We start from the raw sequence: 17,552 nt of genomic DNA, 5'->3' as shown, positions 1-17,552 counted from the left end.
AGCAGGTCCTGCGGTGCGGCCCACCAGAACTGACGTTCGCCACGAGCGCAAAAGGCCGGTGTAGCGGGCGGGGCAGATTGGTTAGGATAGCCCCCAACAGAAAGCGGCTTAACTATCGTTCAGTTCATCAAGCTGATGCTGAATGTCGCGTGCGAGCAACTCAGATAGCCGAACCATGCTGTGTAGGCGCTCGAGGCGTTCTCGAAGCTTTTCTCTTTCCTCCTCCACACTTCGCTCACTGCTAGAGCGCTGACCTTCGAGTTGATGAATCACTCTTACGATTGGTAGGTCGCGTGCCCCTGCATCAGACGCGAGTTCGATCCATTCTTTAAGTTTTCCAGAAGTCTCATTGGCGACGCGGTCGAAGCACATCTGGATTAGGAGCCTTGCGCTATAATCGATCCCCCTGGATAACTTTAGCCAATCCTTGGCCGCCACAGGCAAATCTGAGTTATCGGCGACTTCCTGAGCGCGGGTCTGATAGAAGTAACTGCGTTCGTCGGGGTCCAGGGCTCTAATCGTCTCAACGATAGGTTCCAGGTCGCGAAACGGTCTGGTCGCAGTTGGAACAGAGAGTATGTGCTCCCATAGCTCAAAGATTGCTGCCCTACATTCCTGCTGTGCCGCGCTCGCGTCGTCTTCAGGTCCTTGCTCAGCTTCCGCAATAAGCTGGGCCAAATGATGAGCCATCCAGCGACCTAGTGTATCGCAGCTCCTATCGAGTTCCAGTTCTTGGACAATCCTTTTCCCAAGCTCAATTACCCTCTTATGTTGTTCGGAATGTTCCATCGGAGCCCATGGTTAGAATGAGTGTGTATGGTGGAGTGTAAGTCTCTATCGATCTTTCGCGATTTCGATAGGAGTCTCTCCTGAATTCTCGTTCAACTTGAACTTCAAAAACTAGTTCTCGATCTAGCCGCTCTAAACACGCCAAGAGTGCTTCTCGTTGCATCTCGAGGCGAGAGCCCGTCTCTGCGGTCCGGAATTCCCGTTCTTGTTCCTTTCGACCCCATGTCAGCGATCTGAACTGAACACCATCTGGGTCAGAGCGGTTGTGCCAGACACGACATTCACTATCTGGAGACAGATCAAACTCATCGCAAAGCCAACTCGCCGGACGAAGGCTTGGAAAATGAACAACCCCAGCCCAAGGATCAAACTCATCAATTCCTTCACTTCTTGAATCCGTGGCCACCCAACCTTGGAGCTGGAACGCACCCGCATTGACCTCAAATTCATCATCCGCCGGCGGAATGCGATAATCCATTGGATTTGTGGCGGTCTGCAGGGCTCGAACCAGCGATCCTGACCGCTCCGGCGAAACAAGTGCGGAAGAAATACGGACGAACTGCTCTCTGTCTCCGGCGACTTCCCTCCAGCTGCCCCAAATCGGAATGAAATCTCGATGCTCGATTTGCCTAAGCAGAACGTCCTTCGATACCGAAGTTGGCCATTCATCCGTCTCTTCGGTGTCTTTCCAATCGGGCCAATAAGGAGGCTTTGGATCGCGACGATCGGCCAACCAGTTGCCATCGGGCCGGGTGATCCAATGTCGTTCAATCCAATCTTCAAGTCGATCATAGTAATCTGGGTTCTCAAGTGCCGGAACTTCATCGATCAGAGTACCAGCGACCTCCATCATCGCGTGATATGCGCGATAGAAGCTTAGGCTCTCAACTCGCGGATAGCTTCCGTGCGAGTGATGAGCAATCATGTCTCGATAATGGCCCCGTTTACCTCGTGGATCTTCAACCCAAGCACCGGTATCTGCTGACGACCACTTGTTCCGAATGACACCCAGAACGCGTCGTTCGATTTCGTTTTGCGAAATTCCAAAAACCCGCCCCAAAGGGCTGAACCAATACTGAGGCAGATCAATACCAAAGTAGTAACGGTCATCTTCACTTAACAGCTTGTTTTGGCTCGTTGGTTCAGTAGCCGTGTCCTGCTTAGAGACTGGAGCAAAATCGGATGCATTGATCCGCTGCAACCTGACAACCTCTTTCTCATCAAGCGTTACGGTACCGCTATTGTTCAACAACAACGCACATTGAGAGGCGACCCCGCGTATGATTGTGTGGGTCACCGTTGGCGAACAGGAGTTCATGATGAACTCTATCAACTCCTGGGGGATACCATGGCCAGCACTGAGCGTTCGCCAAAGTGCGATCAACAACCATTGCTCAGCGGCATGTTTGTAGAACGGTAACGAAAAATCAAAGAAAACGTTGGGTTGTTCGGCATTTGCCAGCCGACCGAGAGCTCCCAAAACCTTTGTTTCACCGAAACTGGCCAATAGGCAAACGACGTGTGCCGCTTGCCATCTGGTTGATACTTCGGGAGCTGCCAAACTGGACCATAAGTACCCAGCTAAGCCAGTTGTCGCATCAGAAGGTGGGAAGAGCTCAGTCTTCCATTCCCCGTCTCCATCACTTTCGTTCATTTCCTTCTCAAAGAGAGCCAAACCGTAGCTCAAGGTATCTTGTGCTTCTTGCGGTGAGATCTGACTTGCTATCAGCCCCACAAGGGTCAACAAGCGCTGAGAACCGAAAAGATCTGGATGCTTCGCACTTTCGTCCACGACAAAGGCAAACACCTCTGATGTTGATATTCCCGTCACTTCAGTAATAAATTCAAAGGGCAAAGGTTGATAGTATCTGCTCTTTGCTATTTCATAAAAGTGGGTTCGGCACACCTCTTCTATGATTTCTCTTAGCGCTCGTCTTACGCTTTGAAGCTTTTTCCAATCCTCAGGAACCGCCTCCAATATACCTTGCACGTCATAGAGGCTGATGTCCTTCATCAAGAACAGCGACTTCAGTGCGTCGGCCTCTTTCCCGATACTGGTGCGCTCGAAAAACCGAGCAGAAAAGCTCGATAAATGGTACGGAGGTTCAGAGTCCCTAAACCGCTGATAACACCCTCGGACGGTAACCGGATCATCTAACCGCATTCCGGAGAAGATTTGGTTCCAATCCTTTTCTTCGTTTCTCCCGCCTATTCCCGCGAAACCACTGTTGTTGTCGGATTTTGCTTCCCTGCACTTTGCCACGGACAAATGTGAACTCAACCGTTCAACCGGCCAGCCATTTGACTGGCCAATTTGAACAAAACTGCTGAGGTGAGATGACGAAGCGCCTGATACTAATGTATATTTTGCGGTCTCATCAAAGATCCTCCGTCGGAGATACTCATTTTCACAGGTGGCCAAAGCCGCCTCAAGTAACTCGGGTGTCCTTGAGTGAATATCAAATCCGATCGTGGATAGTTGCCCCAAGCGGCTGATTTCGCCCATATCAACCAGCTTCGACAAAGCGATCGGTAGAATTCGCTCCTGCCACCCAAAACCTCGATCTCTCCAGCGGCTTAGTATTGCGAGCGACGATGCAGGACAGAGCATCGTGATTGCCTCAACGGTACCTTCCCAGTCAAAGTACTTGTCGCGGGCGACGTACTCATAAGCGACCTCGGCTCCGCGAGAGACACGATATGCTAGCTCGGCTTGGGGTGAATCTATCGTCGCTGATTGCTCAGACAGCTCTATGATTGCTTTCCAATAGTCTAGGTGCTCTTGGCCTATCCTACCTGCAACCTCGACTGCTTGGTCAAAATAGCAATTCGCTTCACCGGGACTTAGAACAAAGATAGAGCGTGATATTTCGCAGAAACCTTCAACTTTTTGCTCAGCCTCCATACGCTCGTTCTGGAGGATGTCGGCGGCTTCCACCGCAAAGTCTATCGCATAGCCTTTGAGCGGGTTCGAACTCGAACAGACACGTGCGAGGAGACCCAGGTCGGGCGTGAACAACTGACGCTTTAAGCCGTTTTTCCACTCGATGAACCGAGACATGTAGGGAGCAGGATCATCGATCCGAGAGAGGACCTGCACCCAGAGTCTCGATACTTCGCCGGCAATGTGGCGTCGATCGCGATCTCGGTATTCTAGGTTCTTGTTATAGTCTTCGATACAGAGAGTTATCTCGTCGTTGAGTTGGTCTGTGATTGCTTCGCCAAGCTGGACGCTGGCCCAAAGCATATGCCACCGAAACACTGGTCCAACTTCGTCAAGAAACTCTCGCGCCTCTCTACTATGTACCTGTCGGTCCTTAGCCAGCTCTTCTCGAATTTCTGATTTCGCCAAGTCTTCCAACTTGATATTGTCGCCAGCTAGTTTGGCTCTTAGGCACTGAGCAGAAATTATGGTCGACTTCGGCTCGGATGAAAAATTGCTGAAGTAGGTTTTGGACGGATCAGGAATGTATTTCGTGAGCATGGCTGCAATAGCTGCACGGGGGGCGACGCCGTGGTGGGCAGCAGCAAGTGCTACATCTCGTACGATCGATAGGAGCGGCTGCCTGTAGTCATGCTGGTTCTCAAATTTTTTCAAACGTTTCGGCGAAGAAGCCACACCGTTGAAGGCACGTAGCACGGCGTCCTTCGGTGGGAACCGCAGTACCTTCGACTGCGCTCGGGTTATTGCGAGCAGAATACAAAGGTTATCCTTTGCCGCGTTGCTGATCTCATCTAGGAGTTCGTAGTAGCCGAGATCGACTAGCTTCTCGGCAACAATAAACCCCGCACGATAAGCCACGCTTTTTGGAGTCCAACTCTCAAGCTCCGCTACGAAGGCGGCGGCTCCAGAGACCTTCAATGAAGCGAGTGCTAGTGCAGCGATGTCACTATCCGACATCTCCTCCTTTTCACGTGCCTTTGGGCCGAGACCAGCCCATGCTTTCAGCCATCTCTTCGCAACGCGGAGAGTGTTTCTTGCTTCTGAGATTGTGCTTTCATTGTTTGCGAGTAAGGCTGCCTCGTAGGCGCGCTGACCTCCATGCCAAGAAGTGGAGAATCCGTTGTTTGCGGCTGTTTCACGCACTTGATCGTCCGACAGAAAATGCGCCACTAGATCAACATTGTCTTGAAACAATTGCTGCTGACGATCGTCCCCTGCCGTTTCAATGCCAGCTTTCAATGCCAACTTCGCTGCATCCGCCAAACGCTTGTCTCTCAGCGCCGCCTTGAGAGCAAACTGAAGTCTGCTGAGTGACGCCTGCCGCATTTCTGCTGGAGTGCCTTGAGGAAGCGCGGCCTCTGATAAGACCATCTCCACTAAGTCGTTGTATCTACCGGCTTCAAGCAGGAGTTGCGGTAAAGCTGATGCTACGTAGCTGCTGCTCGTCGCAAGTGGCATGACCTTGTCGACAAAATCTGACATTTCACTGCGGCTCGGTTTGTAGGTCTCTCGAAACCAAGTCTCGGAAGGTTCATCTATGAACTGAACAGCATCGGACCGGATCTGTAGAGGGCGACCGATGTCCACGACGAAGCTCTTGATTGCTTCTTCTGGCAGGCCCGAAGCGAGCGATAGAACTTTGATTGGAACAAACGGCCTGAGCGCTGCCAACGCCTCGCAAAACAACTGAATCTGAGCCGATTCTGCGTTGGGCGATTGATCTCTCAATGCTTCAATTGATCGAGCGAACAACTGGCGGATAGTATCTTCGACGGTAGTTGCTGTGGGACCCAATGCCTCCAAGGCTTCACTGAGAGACGAAGTTGTTTCAAGAGCTGTTGCCTGAACCCTTGGGTTTTGGGAAGTCAGCCGGTGAAACTCTAGCAAATCATGCCCGGACGCTTTCGGGTAGGTCTTGTGGAGAAACTGTTTTGTCTCCGCCTGTGAGAAAGACGCTAGTTCAAGGGTTTTACAGTCCAGAGGCGGAGCGAGATATTCGGCGACGCGGTGCGATCGGCTCAAGCATACCAAAACAACGCCCTTGGGTAGGCTCTGCCTCAATAGATCACGAGGAAAACTCGTTCGTTCATCACACTCTTGTGCTGCCATCTGAGCATTGTCAGCAGCGTCGACTATAATGACGATTTTGGCGTGTGCATTTTCGACGGCCAGTACTTCCATTGCCTGAGTCAGGCGACGATTGAAGGCTCTTAAGTAATCCGCCGCATTTGCGAGGTTTGATGGGATAAGTGGGTGACACAAACCTCTTGCGGCCAATTCGTTGGCTATCTGACAGCATGCAACTTCGTGTCGATGTCTGGGACTGATTGTGCTTCGGTATCCGCCGTTTCCAAAGCAATCGTACAGCACGACTTCACATTCGTCTTGCAGCCGGTTCGACACCCTACGGGCTAACGCTGTTTTTCCAACGCCGCCGCCAGCGTGAATTATGATTGGATCATGGCGCTCACTCAAAATAGCATCGACGAACTCATCTTCTTGCTCTCGAGGAAGCAGTTCAGCTGCATCTTCAATAAGACATGGCGCAGGAAAAAGTCGCTCTTCGTCGGTCTTCAGAGCACGAAGTACATCTTCTTTTCTAATGGAAGGATTTCCAGCGCTTTCGGGCAACGCCTTCTTGGTTACCAACAGCAGGAGTTGGTCCGCCCCGTCTTGATCTGGACCAGGAAGATACCCGGTCAATTCTTGGTGCAGGATGTTTCGCTGTTCCCAATACCCATCCGTCGTGTCGGCAATACTGAAATGGCCAAGGAAGTCGTATGCCGCTTCATCGTCTGCCGAAAGGTACCGTTTGATCTGCTGCCATTTTGTGTTGTCGCTAGGCAGAAGTCTTCTTGATTTGACCCTCTCCAACAAAGTGTGAACCCAGTCAGCAACGGGCCGGTTTGTGAGAAACACAAACTCTACCAGCTGATTTTCTTGATCCTCAATGCCCGACCGGAATGCATGGTATCTTTTGAAAAAGCCAACCAAAGTCTTCTTGAGATCACTTAGAACCCAGGGCTTCTCTACATTCAGGGTAGAATGTTTGAGCTGGAGATAAGTGACTTTGTTGCATTTGGAGAGCTCTTCGCTTCCAAAGTACTCAGCTACATCAATAACTTCCTCGCCGTTCGTTTCGCTCAGCTCACCGGTCTCGGAGTCTGAAACACCTTCGATCGAGATTGCGACCAAATCCGACGCAGGCATCAGAAGACGCAGACTGCGTCTGGCGGCCCAAAGGTAGTGAAATTGGTCTCCGGCTCTACTGGGTCGGACGGGGTCAAGTCGCATATCAAATTACGCTAAATGCTCGAAGTTACTGCTGCATGGGCACTATATATTGTGATTGACATACAACAACATAGATTCTTTCATGAGACTCTCTCGCCCCTGCAGTCTAACGTCAGCTTTCAACAAGCTTTGAACTCGATATCGCTCGAGCAGCGAACGACCGCTTTCCGCCCATCATGTCGATCTGGCCAGCGCCTGAGTGACGATTGGCTAAATGTCCGCTCCCAGCTTTCTCGCATCTTCACATCGCGGCTGCAGCGAAAGTCCGGACTCCGCCCCTCCTCGAAGAGTTTGTTGGTCTTCAAGCCTTCGCCTATATGACTAAGCCATACCCCAGAGCCCAGCATGACCGTCAAGACAACCATCAGCTTCACCGACCGCCACCATCGGTTCCTGACCGACAAGGTGGGCCAAGGCGTCTTCGCGTCGCAAAGCGCGGCTGTGGCAGCGGCTCTGGAGCAGATGATGCGCGATGAAGAGAAACGCGAGCTGGCCCTCGGCGCGATGGCCGAAGAAATTCGGGCGCGGCTCGACATGCCGCAAACCGACTATGTCTCGGCGGAGAAAGCCTTTGCCGACGCCCGGGCCCGCCTTCAGACCGCGCGCGAGGCGTGAGCCATCGCATCCGGTTCCATCCGGCGGTTGCGGAGGATCTAGACGCGATTATTCGCTGGCTGAACGATTATGCCGGCCCTCAATAGGCAGCGCGCAGGTTGGACGAGATCGAAGCAGCTATCGCTAGCCTTACCGAACTGCCCCAAGAGGGCAGCTGTCGGGATGGGATTGCGCCCGGGCTGCGCGGCATTCCTGCAGGCCGCAAGGCCGTGATCGCCTTCACTATCGACGATGATGCACGCGAGGTGTATATCCACGCCGTGACCTATGCCGGGGCCGACTGGATAAGGCGCAGAAAAGCACGCGGGCGAAAGTGCACACCTCGGGCAGCCAACGAAACCAGTGCCACCAAGCAGCCGAGCGCCGTCGTCCAATCCAGCCGCCCAAATCAGATAGGGACTTGGTGATCCTGGAAATCTATTCGGATTCCGAGTGTTCTTCGATCAGCTTCGCTGGGGCCACATCCAGATGCGCTGCGACCCGCTGCAGGGTCTGCAAGGTGACATTCTGCTGACCGCGCTCCATCGCGCTGACATGCGCGCGGTCGACATCCATCGCCGCCGCCAACGCGGCCTGTGTCAGCCCGCGCAATTGGCGGTAGTGCTTGAGATTCCTTGCAAAAACAACGCGGATGTCCATCCGCGAGTAAAGAACCTATCGCGTATTTTGGTGCGACGTATTATAATGCTCATCTGCAGTTTGACTGACCGCAATCCGACCTTGCACATGCAATCTGATGTGCTGTTATGAGCCTTAACGCCCAACGGCGAGGGGGAATCATGTCTACCACCGGCACCACGCCGATCGCTGATCTCGCACCACAAAGCGATGAGCTGACCGATTACGACCACGCCCACATGACGCTGTACTTGCGCCTGTTTGATGCCGCTGAAAGCGGAGCCAGCCTGCAGGAAGTTAGTGAGATTCTATTCGGTATAGATGCCGCCGAAGAACCAGAGCGTGCCAAAAAGATGTACGACAGCCACCTCGCCCGCGCCCGCTGGATGACGGAGCAAGGCTATCGCAAGCTGCTTGAAGGCCGGACTGGCTGAACTTTGCCCGATCCATCTGAGATAGGCGAACACCCGCGCAGGTTGCGCAAAGCAACCGTTCCTGCCGTCGTTTTGACGCATCACCAAGCTATACTCATTGTTCATCGAAACAGCTGACGCGGAGCTTCGCCATGACCAAGGATTGGCAAGACGAAACGGCGTACAAGCATTTCGACAGTCTCGACCTGTCCGGGCTGGCCTGGGAGTGCTTACGCCGTAATTCCGACTATCGCGCCAATTACCCGCAAATGCGGGATGGATTGAAATCACCGGCCGCATGGGGGTTGCGATTTCCCGGTTGACCCGGACATCGACGCACCCGATGCACCCGTATTCTGGAAGCCATCAACCGCCCCGGCGGCGGTCGGGTATGCTGTACCGGTCCCCGGCGGCGACACCACCGCGCCGCACATTGATGCAGATGATCTGACCGTCATCGGAACGCAGGGCGGTTTGATGTATGTGCGCCTCGCAACAGGCGCATTGCTTGTGCTGGATGCCAAAAACCTCCAACGCCCGATTGGGATTCTGCTGCCGTTGGACGAACATTGGGCGGCACGAGTGGACATACTCAAGGCGCTTCGCGCGCAGCTGTTGTACCGCAAACGATCCCCTCCGCCCCTGACGTCGCAGCAGCGACGGCGCATCCAGCTTGCACTGCGCACGCTCGACGCGCGCCGGGACGATGCCAGCTACCAGACGATCGCGCGGCACTTGTACGGCGCCGAGGCTGTGTCGCGCGAGCATTGGAAGACCAGCTCCCTCAAGGCCCAGATCACCCGACTGTCAGCCCATGGTACGCATCTCACCACCAAAGGCTATCGCTATCTCCTTCTCGGCAAAGGACCCACGGGGCGCTCCAAGCCGCGCAAGTGATCACCGTGCGATCTCCGAAAATCGAACTCCCATCAATCCCTGATCCTGTTGGCCTTTGGGGGTGACGTTTTCACGGCGCGATCTTCGTCATCCCTCCTCACGGCGCTCTTCCGTTTTCATGACCTCCGACAGCCCGCGACGCGCCGTCGCGCGGCCTAGCCACCGGAGATGCTAAAATGCCCGACCCAAATGAAGGACTCCCGCCCCGCTACCTCAGAACCCCGGAAGCCGCCCGCTTTCTCGGCCTCTCCGGACGCACTCTGGAAAAACACAGGACCTACGGGACCGGCCCGCGGTACTCGAAAATCGGCGGGCGTGTCGTCTATGCGGTCGACGATCTGCAGGCCTGGGTCACCAGGGGCGAGAAGACCTCGACCTCAGACGAGACCGAAGACAGCGTTCTGCCCGCCAAACGCCATGCCGCCGTTTCGCCGGCCTATCTGCGGCGGGGGCGCTGAGCCGATGCAGACACTTGTCCACCTCACCTGGATCGAAGGGCGTATCGAGCGCTGGATCCGTTTCGGTCAGATGGCCGGGGAAACCATCCTGACGCGCACGGAAAAGCGCGTGGCCTTCGCTCCCGGCGCGATCTTCGCGCTCGTCCGCTGGTCGTCGAACGACCACGGCACCGTTGAAAGCCGGATCGACATTCTGCGCGCCGTCGGCGCTGGCGAGCCCTGCTCCACGGTGCCCTGTGTCACGCCAGGCGGAGAGCTTTTGCTGCGCCTCTCCGGCTGGCCCAAGGTCGAGGCGGCGCTGCGGTCCGTCGACATCGTGGAAAGCTATGGCATCGCACCGGAAGATGTCTGTCCCGATCATTGGCGGCACGTCCACAACCGCCTGACCGCGGCATTGGAGCCCCGGCCTTACACGCCTGCCCGGCATGCGGCCTGGCTCAAGCGTCGCATGGTGACGACATGAGCGCGGCGGTCTCTCCCCTCCTCGCGGCCGGTTTGTCCCTTAGTCTTCTCGCAGCTGCACAGATCGACCGCGCACCGCGCCTGATCTGGAATGCCAAAGCAAGCGTGCCGATCGGCCTCTACGTCGCTCGAGCGTCACACGGGCCATCGCTGGGCGATCTCGTTGCCGTGCGCCTGCCGGAAGACCTGTCATCCTGGGTGGTTGAGCGCGGCTATGTCGGTGCGGATACCTTGCTGTTGAAACGCGTCACAGCCGTCTCGGGCATGACCGCCTGTCGCCACGATCTCGATATCACCATCGACGGCACCGTTGTTGCCCAAGCAGCATCGAATGACCGGCAGGGTCGCCCGCTTCCCAGATGGACGGGATGTGTCACCATCGGCTCGGACGAGGTTTTCTTGCTCGTCGCAGGTGTCGCGGACAGCCTCGATGGACGGTATTTCGGCCCGTTGTCAGGGGACACGATCCTCGGACGCGCCATCCCTCTTTGGACATTTGGAGGGGCGGAAGATGCGTAGTCTTGAACGCGGTCACAGCCGTCGGCACGCGGGCGTCACGACCGCGCTTGTACTGATCCTCTGCATGCCGATGACCGTGGCACCGTCCGCCGTGATCGCTCAGGACCGCACTGCTCCTGCATCTGAACAGCAAGCGATCGACAACTATATCGCAGAAGCCTCGCGCAGGTTCGGCATCCCGCAGCACTGGCTCCGTGCCGTCATGGAGGTCGAGAGTGCGGGCAATCCACGTGCGGTCAGCCACGCAGGCGCCATGGGGCTCATGCAGATCATGCCCGGCACCTGGGCCGAGTTGCGCGCAGCTTATGGGTTTGGCGATAATCCCTTCGATCCACGCGACAACATCCTCGCCGGTACCGCCTATCTGCGGCAGATGTATGATCGGTTCGAATCGCCCGGCTTTCTCGCGGCCTACAATGCCGGGCCTGCGCGCTACCAAGAGCACCTTGATACCGGTCGCGACTTGCCGCGTGAAACCCGCAATTACCTTGCCATCCTCGCGCCACTCATCGGCGACGGGACCAACGTTGCGCAGGCAGTCAGCCGCCCGCGCAGGACACAGGACTGGCGCGACGCCCCGCTGTTCGTGGCAACGGCTGAGGAGGGTCAAACACCGGGTGATGACACTCAACGGATTGCGTCTGACGCGTCTCAGAACGGGATTTTCGTGCCTCTCAGCCAGAGGCGAACACCATGATCCGCGAAATCGCACCATGGCGAGGTCTGGAAAGCCCGGTCGGAGGAATGTGCCGGAGAGGATCGACGCGCACGGTCTCAACAGAAAGAGCGCGAGATAAAAGAGGTGCCGCAAGCGGACCTCAAGCTGTTGTTTCTCTGCGAGGATTTGCGCGGCACATCCAAGCCGCATGCCGCAGGACTTCACCTAGAAAGCTGATTTATGGGGGTTTTTCAAGCGGCAGCTGGCCCTGCAAGCGAGTGTCGCCATGACCCGGCGCGACAATGACCTGCGCATCCGCCCCGGACGCATCCGCGGCGGCGGCAGGACCTCGAAGCAAGCGACACGTTTCGTCAACGAGGTTATGCGTGCCGCGCGGAAATCCGGACATACGGGCTATCGTATCGGCGGGGTCAGCAGGCGTTCCGGCAACACCTCTTTCGGGCGCGGACAATTTGCCCGAACCGCCAAGGGCCTGACCCGCACCTCCCGGCGCGTTGTCGTGAAGGCCCGCGTCGTGCGCCACCAGGGCAAGCGTTTTCGCTCCGCGCCCATGGTCAAGCATCTCGGCTATCTGCAGCGCGATGGCGTCGGTCAGGACGGGCGCGACGCCGACTTGTTCGGGTCTGAACGCGATGACCTCGACCGGGGCGGCTTTGCGGCGCGCTGCGAAGACGACCGGCATCATTTCCGGTTCATCGTCTCGCCGGAAAACGCGGGCGACCTCGAGGACCTTCGCGCCTTCACCCGGGATCTGATGGCCCGTGCCGAACGGGATCTCGGCACCCGATTGGACTGGGTCGGGGTTGATCACTGGAACACCGACAACCCGCATGTGCACATCCTGTTGCGCGGCAAAGCCGACGATGGGCGCGATCTCGTCATCTCGCGCGATTACATCGGCCGGGGGTTTCGAGCGCGCGCAGAAGACCTCGTACAACTGGAGCTGGGCCCCCGCAGCGCGCGCGAGATTTCCCAAGCCCTGGAAACGCAGGTCACGGCGGAGCGCTGGACCGATCTCGACCGCGGCCTGCGATCGCTGGCGGACGATCATGTCGGCATCGCCGACCTGCGCCGCGGCACGCCGGAGCCACGCGATCCGGAGCTGCGTCGCTTGATGATCGGGCGCGCCCAGACACTGGAGAGGCTCGGGCTGGCCGAACAGATCGCCCCTGCCGCCTGGGAGCTGAAACCGAGTGCCGAAGACACTCTGCGCGAACTTGGGATGCGCGGCGACATCATCAAGAGAATGCACCGGGCCATGGGCGCCGACCGCCACCGCGCAGCGGGTGATTTCGCCATCGAAGGCACGCCCACGGCCCCGATCCTCGGGCGGCTCATGGAACGCGGCTTTCATGACGACCACGCCGGGACCGGCTACGCGATCATCGACGGTGTTGATGGTCGCGTTCATCACCTGCGCTTCCGGGATCTCGATGCGACCGGCGACACGCCACAAGGTGGTATCGTCGAAACCCGGCTCTGGACAGGGACGACGGACGGGACAGCGCAACTGTCTCTTGTCGGTCGTTCCGATCTGCCGCTTGCCGCACAGATCGACGCCGATGGCGCGACCTGGCTCGACCGCCTGCATCTGGCCCGGGACCGCGCACCGCTGAGTGGTGCCGGATTTGGCGCGGAGGTTCGCCAGGCGCTGGTGCGCCGCTCGGATCACCTTGTCGCCGAAGGTCTCGCCCGACGGCAAGGCCAGCGCGTGACCTTTGCCCGCGATCTGCTGGCCACCCTGCGCAACCGCGAACTGGACGCCATCGCCCAGGACCTCAGCGCCCAAACCGGACTTCCCCATCACAAGCCAAACGAGGGCGAGCATGTCGTGGGCACGTTTCGCCAACGCCTCGATCTCGCCTCGGGCCGCTTCTCCATGATCGACGATGGCCTTGGATTCTCGCTCGTCCCCTGGACCCCGCAACTCGAACGCCATCTCGGCCAGACTGTTACGGGCACGATGACGCCCGGCGGCGGGATCGACTGGAGCCTAGGACGCAAGCGCGGGCTCAGCCTCTGATCAGAAAGGACATCACCATGAGCCGTCAGGACACGTCATTGGCCACCAAGATCCTCTGGGGCCAGATCATCATCGTCAGCATCGTGGTGCTGCTCTTCGTCTGGGCAGCGACGCAGTGGGTCGCGTTTCGTCTGGGGTTCCAACCCCAGCTTGGCGCGCCTCTCACCGCCCTGTTCGGCCTGCCGATCTACCGCCCGTGGCAGGTCTTCACCTGGTGGTACTGGTACGACGTCTACGCGCCGCGCGTCTTCATGGAAGGGGCCGCAATCGCCGGCGCAGGCGGCATCGCCGCCATTGCCGTCGCGATCTTGCTGTCGGTCCTGCGGGCGCGCGAGGCGAGCGATGTGACTACCTATGGCTCCGCCAGATGGGCAGGCCTCAAGGATATCACCGCCGCTGGGCTGTTCGCAGACGACGGCGTCGTGCTGGGCCGTCTCGACAAGCGCTACCTCCGGCATGACGGACCAGAACATGTGCTGTGCTTCGCGCCCACCCGCTCCGGCAAGGGTGTCGGCCTGGTGATCCCAAGCCTGCTGACCTGGCCCGGCTCCGCGATTGTTCACGACATCAAGGGCGAGAACTGGCAGCTGACGTCCGGATGGCGGGCACGGTTCGGGCGTGTCCTGCTCTTCGATCCGACCAACGCGGCCAGCGCCGCCTACAATCCGCTCCTCGAGGTCCGTCGCGGCGAGCGCGAAGTGCGCGACGTCCAAAACATTGCCGACATCCTCGTCGATCCCGAAGGCCAGCTCGAGCGACGGAACCATTGGGAGAAGACGAGCCATTCCCTTCTGGTGGGCGCGATCCTGCATGTCCTCTATGCTGAGAAGGACAAGACACTGGCAGGCGTCGCCGCCTTTCTGTCCGATCCGCGGCGTCCCATCGCTGCCACACTGACGGCAATGATGCGCACGGCCCATCTCGGAGATCGCCCGCATACTGTTGTCGCTCAGGCCGCCCGCGAGCTGCTGAACAAATCCGAGAACGAACGCTCCGGCGTCCTGTCCACGGCCATGTCCTTCCTCAGCCTCTACCGCGACCCCGTGATCGCCGCCGTGACCCGGCGCTGCGACTGGCGGATCGATGATCTGGTCTCGGATGCGCGGCCGCTCACCCTCTACCTCGTAGTACCCCCGTCGGACATTTCCCGCACGAAACCGCTGGTCCGGCTAATCCTGAACCAGATCGGCCGCCGCCTGACGGAAGAATTGCACAACACCAACCGCAAGCACCGCCTTCTATTCATGCTCGACGAATTCCCCTCCCTCGGCCGTCTCGACTTCTTTGAAAGTCAGCTGGCCTTCATGGCGGGATACGGTCTCAAGGCCTTCCTGATCGCCCAGTCGCTGAACCAGATCGAAAAGGCCTATGGCCAGAACAACGCCATTCTGGACAACTGTCATGTCCGCGTCGCCTTCGCGACCAATGACGAGCGCACGGCGAAGCGTCTGTCCGACGCCCTAGGCACCACGACCGAGCTGCGCGCGATGAAGAACTATGCCGGGCACCGCCTGTCACCTTGGCTCGGGCATCTGATGGTCTCGCGCCAGGAAACCGCCCGCGCCTTGCTCACGCCCGGTGAGATCATGCAGCTGCCACCCGACGACGAAATCATCCTCGTGTCGGGCGCAGCCCCGATCCGAGCACAAAAAGTGCGGTACTTCCGCGATGCGCAACTAACGGCAAGGATCCACAAGTCGCCTAGCGTAGAAGCATCTGCAGCAATCGGCACGGCGGGAACCGACGACTGGAGCAGTCTTCAACCGATCGTGCCATCTAAGGCATCTAGTATGAACAAGCCCACTGCCGATGCAGATGGCGGCATCCGACGAGAGCCTGAGATCCCCGAGCATGAGGATGCGGCACCTGAGTTGCCGTTCCCGCGCGAGGAATTCGCGGCTCTCGAAGACGAACCCGACGACGAGGCCCAACGCGCCCGTGCGATGCAGACCCGCTTCCGCAACGTCGCGCGTCAAGCTGCCCTCGATCCCGACGACGGCATCGAACTGTGAGGTGACGCGATGAAGAAAGCCAAGATCACCGCTTATGTCGACGCAGCCCTCTTCGACGAAATCGACGCACTGGCGGCGCGGCGACGCGTCCCCAAAACGCAAATCATCGAGGCGGCGCTGGCGTCGTTCCTCTCACCAGACAGTGCCGAACAGAGCGAAGCCGCGATCGTCCGCCGGCTGGACCGTCTGACCCGGTCGCTTGAGAGGCTGGAACGTGACCACGAGATCACGACCGAGGCATTAGCACTGTTCGTCCGCTTCTGGCTGACGACGACGCCCCCGCTGCCCGATGACACCTACGCAGCGGCCAAGGCGAAGGGCAAGGAGCGTTATGGCGGCTTCGTGGAGACGCTGGCGAGGCGGCTGACCAAGGGATCAACCCTCACCAAAGAGCTTTCACGTGACCTGTCAGCATCTGCAGACTAGCGAGAGAGCAGCCGAAACACTAACTGACTCACGACGAAAGAAAGCCGCCGTTCCCAGCACCGACTATCAATGTCGATTGCGCGGACGAAGTGAGCTTTCGCTGCAGTTGCGCCAACGTCAGCTTTCAAGAAGAGGCGGTGCCAAAAACGGTCATTTTCGCCGGTGACAGAAACGGTTGAGTTTTGGCCAAATCGGCGCACCACGTGACAAGTGCCGAATAATTCGGGACACTCCTTGGAAAGCCATAGGAGTGCCGGATGCCGCTTGAACTGTCAGACCCCATAGTGAGCCAGGAAAGGCTCAGAGAGATCATCCCGGAGTGGGATGGCAATGCGAGCAAGAAGGACCTCGACCGTGTCAACGAGGTTGCGCGGGAGTTCATCGCGAGGTCGCCTTACGCGATCATTTCCTCTGCTGGAGTAGACGACCGTCACGACGTGTCACCAAAAGGCGATGCGCCAGGCTTTGTGCATGTTTTCGACGAAAAGACACTCCTCGTGCCTGATCGTTTGGGAAATCATCGCGTCGATACCTTCGAAAACCTGTTGATTGACGATCGGATTGGATTGCTGTTCCTCGTTCCGGGCCACAAGGAAACCCTTCGGATTGCCGGGCGAGGGCGCATTGCCGCTGATGAAGCCTTGCGCGAACGTTTCGCAATCAACGGACGAGCGCCTGACCTCGTTTTGGTGGTCGATGTGGAACAGGTGTTCATGCACTGTTCGAAGTCTTTGGTTCGCTCAAAGCTCTGGTCGCCAGACACATGGGAGCACGCACAGGGTGCTCCCAGCTTGGCTCAGTGGGTCAAATCAACCGTCGACACAGAGGAAACCCTGGAACAGGTGCAAGGCAACCATGATCGAGATCGGGAAACACGGCTGTATTGATGCCGCCGTTCGAGCAATGCCAAATACCTGGTGACAGAACCAACGTGCCAAAAACGGTCGTTTTCGCCTGAGACAGAAACATATGAGTTTTGGCAGAATTTTCCCAGAACAGTGGTAAACGATGGAGTTCAGAGGTGGAAGATCGATGCGATGATTTTCCAGTCATCAACTGCCTTCTGAAAGACATATGTTTGCTGCCAGTCTCTAATAACGCTTCCATCATTGCGTTTCATTGTCCAGGCACAGGAAAATCGGCAAGAACCAGCCCCAAGGCGTTCGACTGATGTCGCCGCAGCGGAAAAGGTAGTCATGCCTTCATTTGCGTAGGTTTTCAGGACGGACATGAAGAAGTTATCAATCTCGTTGCGCTGAACAAAACCGTGAGTTGAGCCATCAGGTCGGACAGTGACGCAAGGTACGTTGTAGAATGCACCAACACGGTGACCATCAAGGGCTTCGAAAGCACGGATGTAGCTTTCGACGAAGGCTTGCTCGTCAAAGTCGGACAGCATTAAT

The 17,552-nt window shown here is 57.5% G+C and carries 16 protein-coding genes; 12 read left to right on the top strand and 4 right to left on the bottom strand.

Features of this window, described 5'->3' with window-relative positions:
* Positions 1–108 precede the first annotated feature (108 nt).
* Entirely contained in the window at positions 109–789 is a 681-nt protein-coding gene (locus AC2FGE_RS01095; RefSeq protein ID WP_496817351.1) for a hypothetical protein, read from the bottom strand.
* A complete protein-coding gene (locus tag AC2FGE_RS01090; protein ID WP_496817350.1) occupies positions 767–6,943 on the bottom strand; it encodes an NACHT domain-containing protein in 6,177 nt (2,058 codons plus the stop codon). The genes AC2FGE_RS01095 and AC2FGE_RS01090 overlap by 23 nt, the downstream gene beginning before the upstream one ends.
* 429 nt (positions 6,944–7,372) lie before the next feature.
* On the opposite strand from AC2FGE_RS01090, the gene AC2FGE_RS01085 reads away from it, so the two are divergent.
* On the top strand, positions 7,373–7,642 hold the full coding sequence (locus tag AC2FGE_RS01085; protein ID WP_299603368.1) for a hypothetical protein: 270 nt from the start codon (positions 7,373–7,375) through the stop codon (positions 7,640–7,642).
* Positions 7,643–8,059: 417 nt separating this feature from the next.
* Here AC2FGE_RS01085 and AC2FGE_RS01080 read toward each other — a convergent pair whose 3' ends face one another.
* Positions 8,060–8,281 carry a helix-turn-helix domain-containing protein gene (locus tag AC2FGE_RS01080; protein WP_299603374.1) on the bottom strand — a complete coding sequence of 74 codons (222 nt, stop codon included), beginning with the start codon at positions 8,279–8,281 and terminating at the stop codon, positions 8,060–8,062.
* Positions 8,282–8,421: 140 nt separating this feature from the next.
* On the opposite strand from AC2FGE_RS01080, the gene AC2FGE_RS01075 reads away from it, so the two are divergent.
* From AC2FGE_RS01075 to AC2FGE_RS01025, 11 genes are all read left to right on the top strand, one after another.
* Positions 8,422–8,694, top strand: a complete 273-nt coding sequence (locus tag AC2FGE_RS01075) for a DNA -binding domain-containing protein (RefSeq protein WP_496817349.1) — start codon at positions 8,422–8,424, stop codon at positions 8,692–8,694.
* 131 nt (positions 8,695–8,825) lie between these two features.
* Complete coding sequence (locus AC2FGE_RS01070) at positions 8,826–8,996, top strand: transcriptional regulator domain-containing protein (RefSeq protein WP_161861004.1); 171 nt, start codon at positions 8,826–8,828, stop codon at positions 8,994–8,996.
* A 154-nt stretch (positions 8,997–9,150) separates the two neighbouring features.
* Positions 9,151–9,570: a DUF2285 domain-containing protein gene (locus AC2FGE_RS01065; protein ID WP_299603399.1), complete on the top strand. Its 420-nt coding sequence runs from the start codon at positions 9,151–9,153 to the stop codon at positions 9,568–9,570.
* 176 nt (positions 9,571–9,746) lie between these two features.
* Positions 9,747–10,028 carry a helix-turn-helix transcriptional regulator gene (locus AC2FGE_RS01060; RefSeq protein ID WP_299603402.1) on the top strand — a complete coding sequence of 94 codons (282 nt, stop codon included), beginning with the start codon at positions 9,747–9,749 and terminating at the stop codon, positions 10,026–10,028.
* Between the two features lie 4 nt (positions 10,029–10,032).
* Positions 10,033–10,491 (top strand): DUF2840 domain-containing protein, encoded by a 459-nt coding sequence (locus AC2FGE_RS01055; protein ID WP_092059643.1) that lies wholly within the window; start codon positions 10,033–10,035, stop codon positions 10,489–10,491.
* Positions 10,488–11,009 carry a S26 family signal peptidase gene (locus AC2FGE_RS01050; RefSeq protein ID WP_496817348.1) on the top strand — a complete coding sequence of 174 codons (522 nt, stop codon included), beginning with the start codon at positions 10,488–10,490 and terminating at the stop codon, positions 11,007–11,009. Before AC2FGE_RS01055 ends, AC2FGE_RS01050 begins: the two co-directional genes overlap by 4 nt.
* The gene (locus tag AC2FGE_RS01045) at positions 11,002–11,706 is read left to right on the top strand and encodes a lytic transglycosylase domain-containing protein (RefSeq protein ID WP_299603412.1); all 705 of its coding nucleotides are present in this window, start codon (positions 11,002–11,004) and stop codon (positions 11,704–11,706) included. The genes AC2FGE_RS01050 and AC2FGE_RS01045 overlap by 8 nt, the downstream gene beginning before the upstream one ends.
* A gap of 247 nt (positions 11,707–11,953) precedes the next feature.
* Positions 11,954–13,711: a relaxase/mobilization nuclease domain-containing protein gene (locus AC2FGE_RS01040; RefSeq protein WP_496817347.1), complete on the top strand. Its 1,758-nt coding sequence runs from the start codon at positions 11,954–11,956 to the stop codon at positions 13,709–13,711.
* Positions 13,712–13,728: 17 nt separating this feature from the next.
* Positions 13,729–15,723: a conjugal transfer protein TraG gene (locus AC2FGE_RS01035; protein ID WP_496817346.1), complete on the top strand. Its 1,995-nt coding sequence runs from the start codon at positions 13,729–13,731 to the stop codon at positions 15,721–15,723.
* Between the two features lie 9 nt (positions 15,724–15,732).
* Entirely contained in the window at positions 15,733–16,149 is a 417-nt protein-coding gene (locus AC2FGE_RS01030) for a ribbon-helix-helix protein, CopG family (RefSeq protein ID WP_496817345.1), read from the top strand.
* A 257-nt stretch (positions 16,150–16,406) separates the two neighbouring features.
* Positions 16,407–17,036, top strand: coding sequence for an MSMEG_1061 family FMN-dependent PPOX-type flavoprotein (locus AC2FGE_RS01025; protein WP_496817344.1), 630 nt, complete (start codon positions 16,407–16,409; stop codon positions 17,034–17,036).
* A 128-nt stretch (positions 17,037–17,164) separates the two neighbouring features.
* On the opposite strand, the gene AC2FGE_RS01020 is transcribed toward AC2FGE_RS01025, so the two are convergent.
* On the bottom strand, positions 17,165–17,548 hold the full coding sequence (locus AC2FGE_RS01020) for a DUF6841 family protein (RefSeq protein ID WP_496817343.1): 384 nt from the start codon (positions 17,546–17,548) through the stop codon (positions 17,165–17,167).
* Between the last annotated feature and the right edge of the window lie 4 nt (positions 17,549–17,552).

The sequence above is a fragment of the Ruegeria sp. YTSA075 genome, assembly GCF_059610245.1.
Note: the sequence above shows the minus strand (reverse complement) of the source record. Positions and strands in the feature narration are given on the sequence as shown.

Bases quoted from the DNA above. Each gene is read 5' to 3' on its own strand.
- AC2FGE_RS01095 (WP_496817351.1), bottom strand. From the start codon at position 789: ATGGAACATTCCGAACAACATAAGAGGGTAATTGAGCTTGGGAAAAGG.
- AC2FGE_RS01090 (WP_496817350.1), bottom strand. From the start codon at position 6,943: ATGCCTGCGTCGGATTTGGTCGCAATCTCGATCGAAGGTGTTTCAGAC.
- AC2FGE_RS01085 (WP_299603368.1), top strand. From the start codon at position 7,373: ATGACCGTCAAGACAACCATCAGCTTCACCGACCGCCACCATCGGTTC.
- AC2FGE_RS01080 (WP_299603374.1), bottom strand. From the start codon at position 8,281: ATGGACATCCGCGTTGTTTTTGCAAGGAATCTCAAGCACTACCGCCAA.
- AC2FGE_RS01075 (WP_496817349.1), top strand. From the start codon at position 8,422: ATGTCTACCACCGGCACCACGCCGATCGCTGATCTCGCACCACAAAGC.
- AC2FGE_RS01070 (WP_161861004.1), top strand. From the start codon at position 8,826: ATGACCAAGGATTGGCAAGACGAAACGGCGTACAAGCATTTCGACAGT.
- AC2FGE_RS01065 (WP_299603399.1), top strand. From the start codon at position 9,151: ATGTATGTGCGCCTCGCAACAGGCGCATTGCTTGTGCTGGATGCCAAA.
- AC2FGE_RS01060 (WP_299603402.1), top strand. From the start codon at position 9,747: ATGCCCGACCCAAATGAAGGACTCCCGCCCCGCTACCTCAGAACCCCG.
- AC2FGE_RS01055 (WP_092059643.1), top strand. From the start codon at position 10,033: ATGCAGACACTTGTCCACCTCACCTGGATCGAAGGGCGTATCGAGCGC.
- AC2FGE_RS01050 (WP_496817348.1), top strand. From the start codon at position 10,488: ATGAGCGCGGCGGTCTCTCCCCTCCTCGCGGCCGGTTTGTCCCTTAGT.
- AC2FGE_RS01045 (WP_299603412.1), top strand. From the start codon at position 11,002: ATGCGTAGTCTTGAACGCGGTCACAGCCGTCGGCACGCGGGCGTCACG.
- AC2FGE_RS01040 (WP_496817347.1), top strand. From the start codon at position 11,954: ATGACCCGGCGCGACAATGACCTGCGCATCCGCCCCGGACGCATCCGC.
- AC2FGE_RS01035 (WP_496817346.1), top strand. From the start codon at position 13,729: ATGAGCCGTCAGGACACGTCATTGGCCACCAAGATCCTCTGGGGCCAG.
- AC2FGE_RS01030 (WP_496817345.1), top strand. From the start codon at position 15,733: ATGAAGAAAGCCAAGATCACCGCTTATGTCGACGCAGCCCTCTTCGAC.
- AC2FGE_RS01025 (WP_496817344.1), top strand. From the start codon at position 16,407: ATGCCGCTTGAACTGTCAGACCCCATAGTGAGCCAGGAAAGGCTCAGA.
- AC2FGE_RS01020 (WP_496817343.1), bottom strand. From the start codon at position 17,548: ATGCTGTCCGACTTTGACGAGCAAGCCTTCGTCGAAAGCTACATCCGT.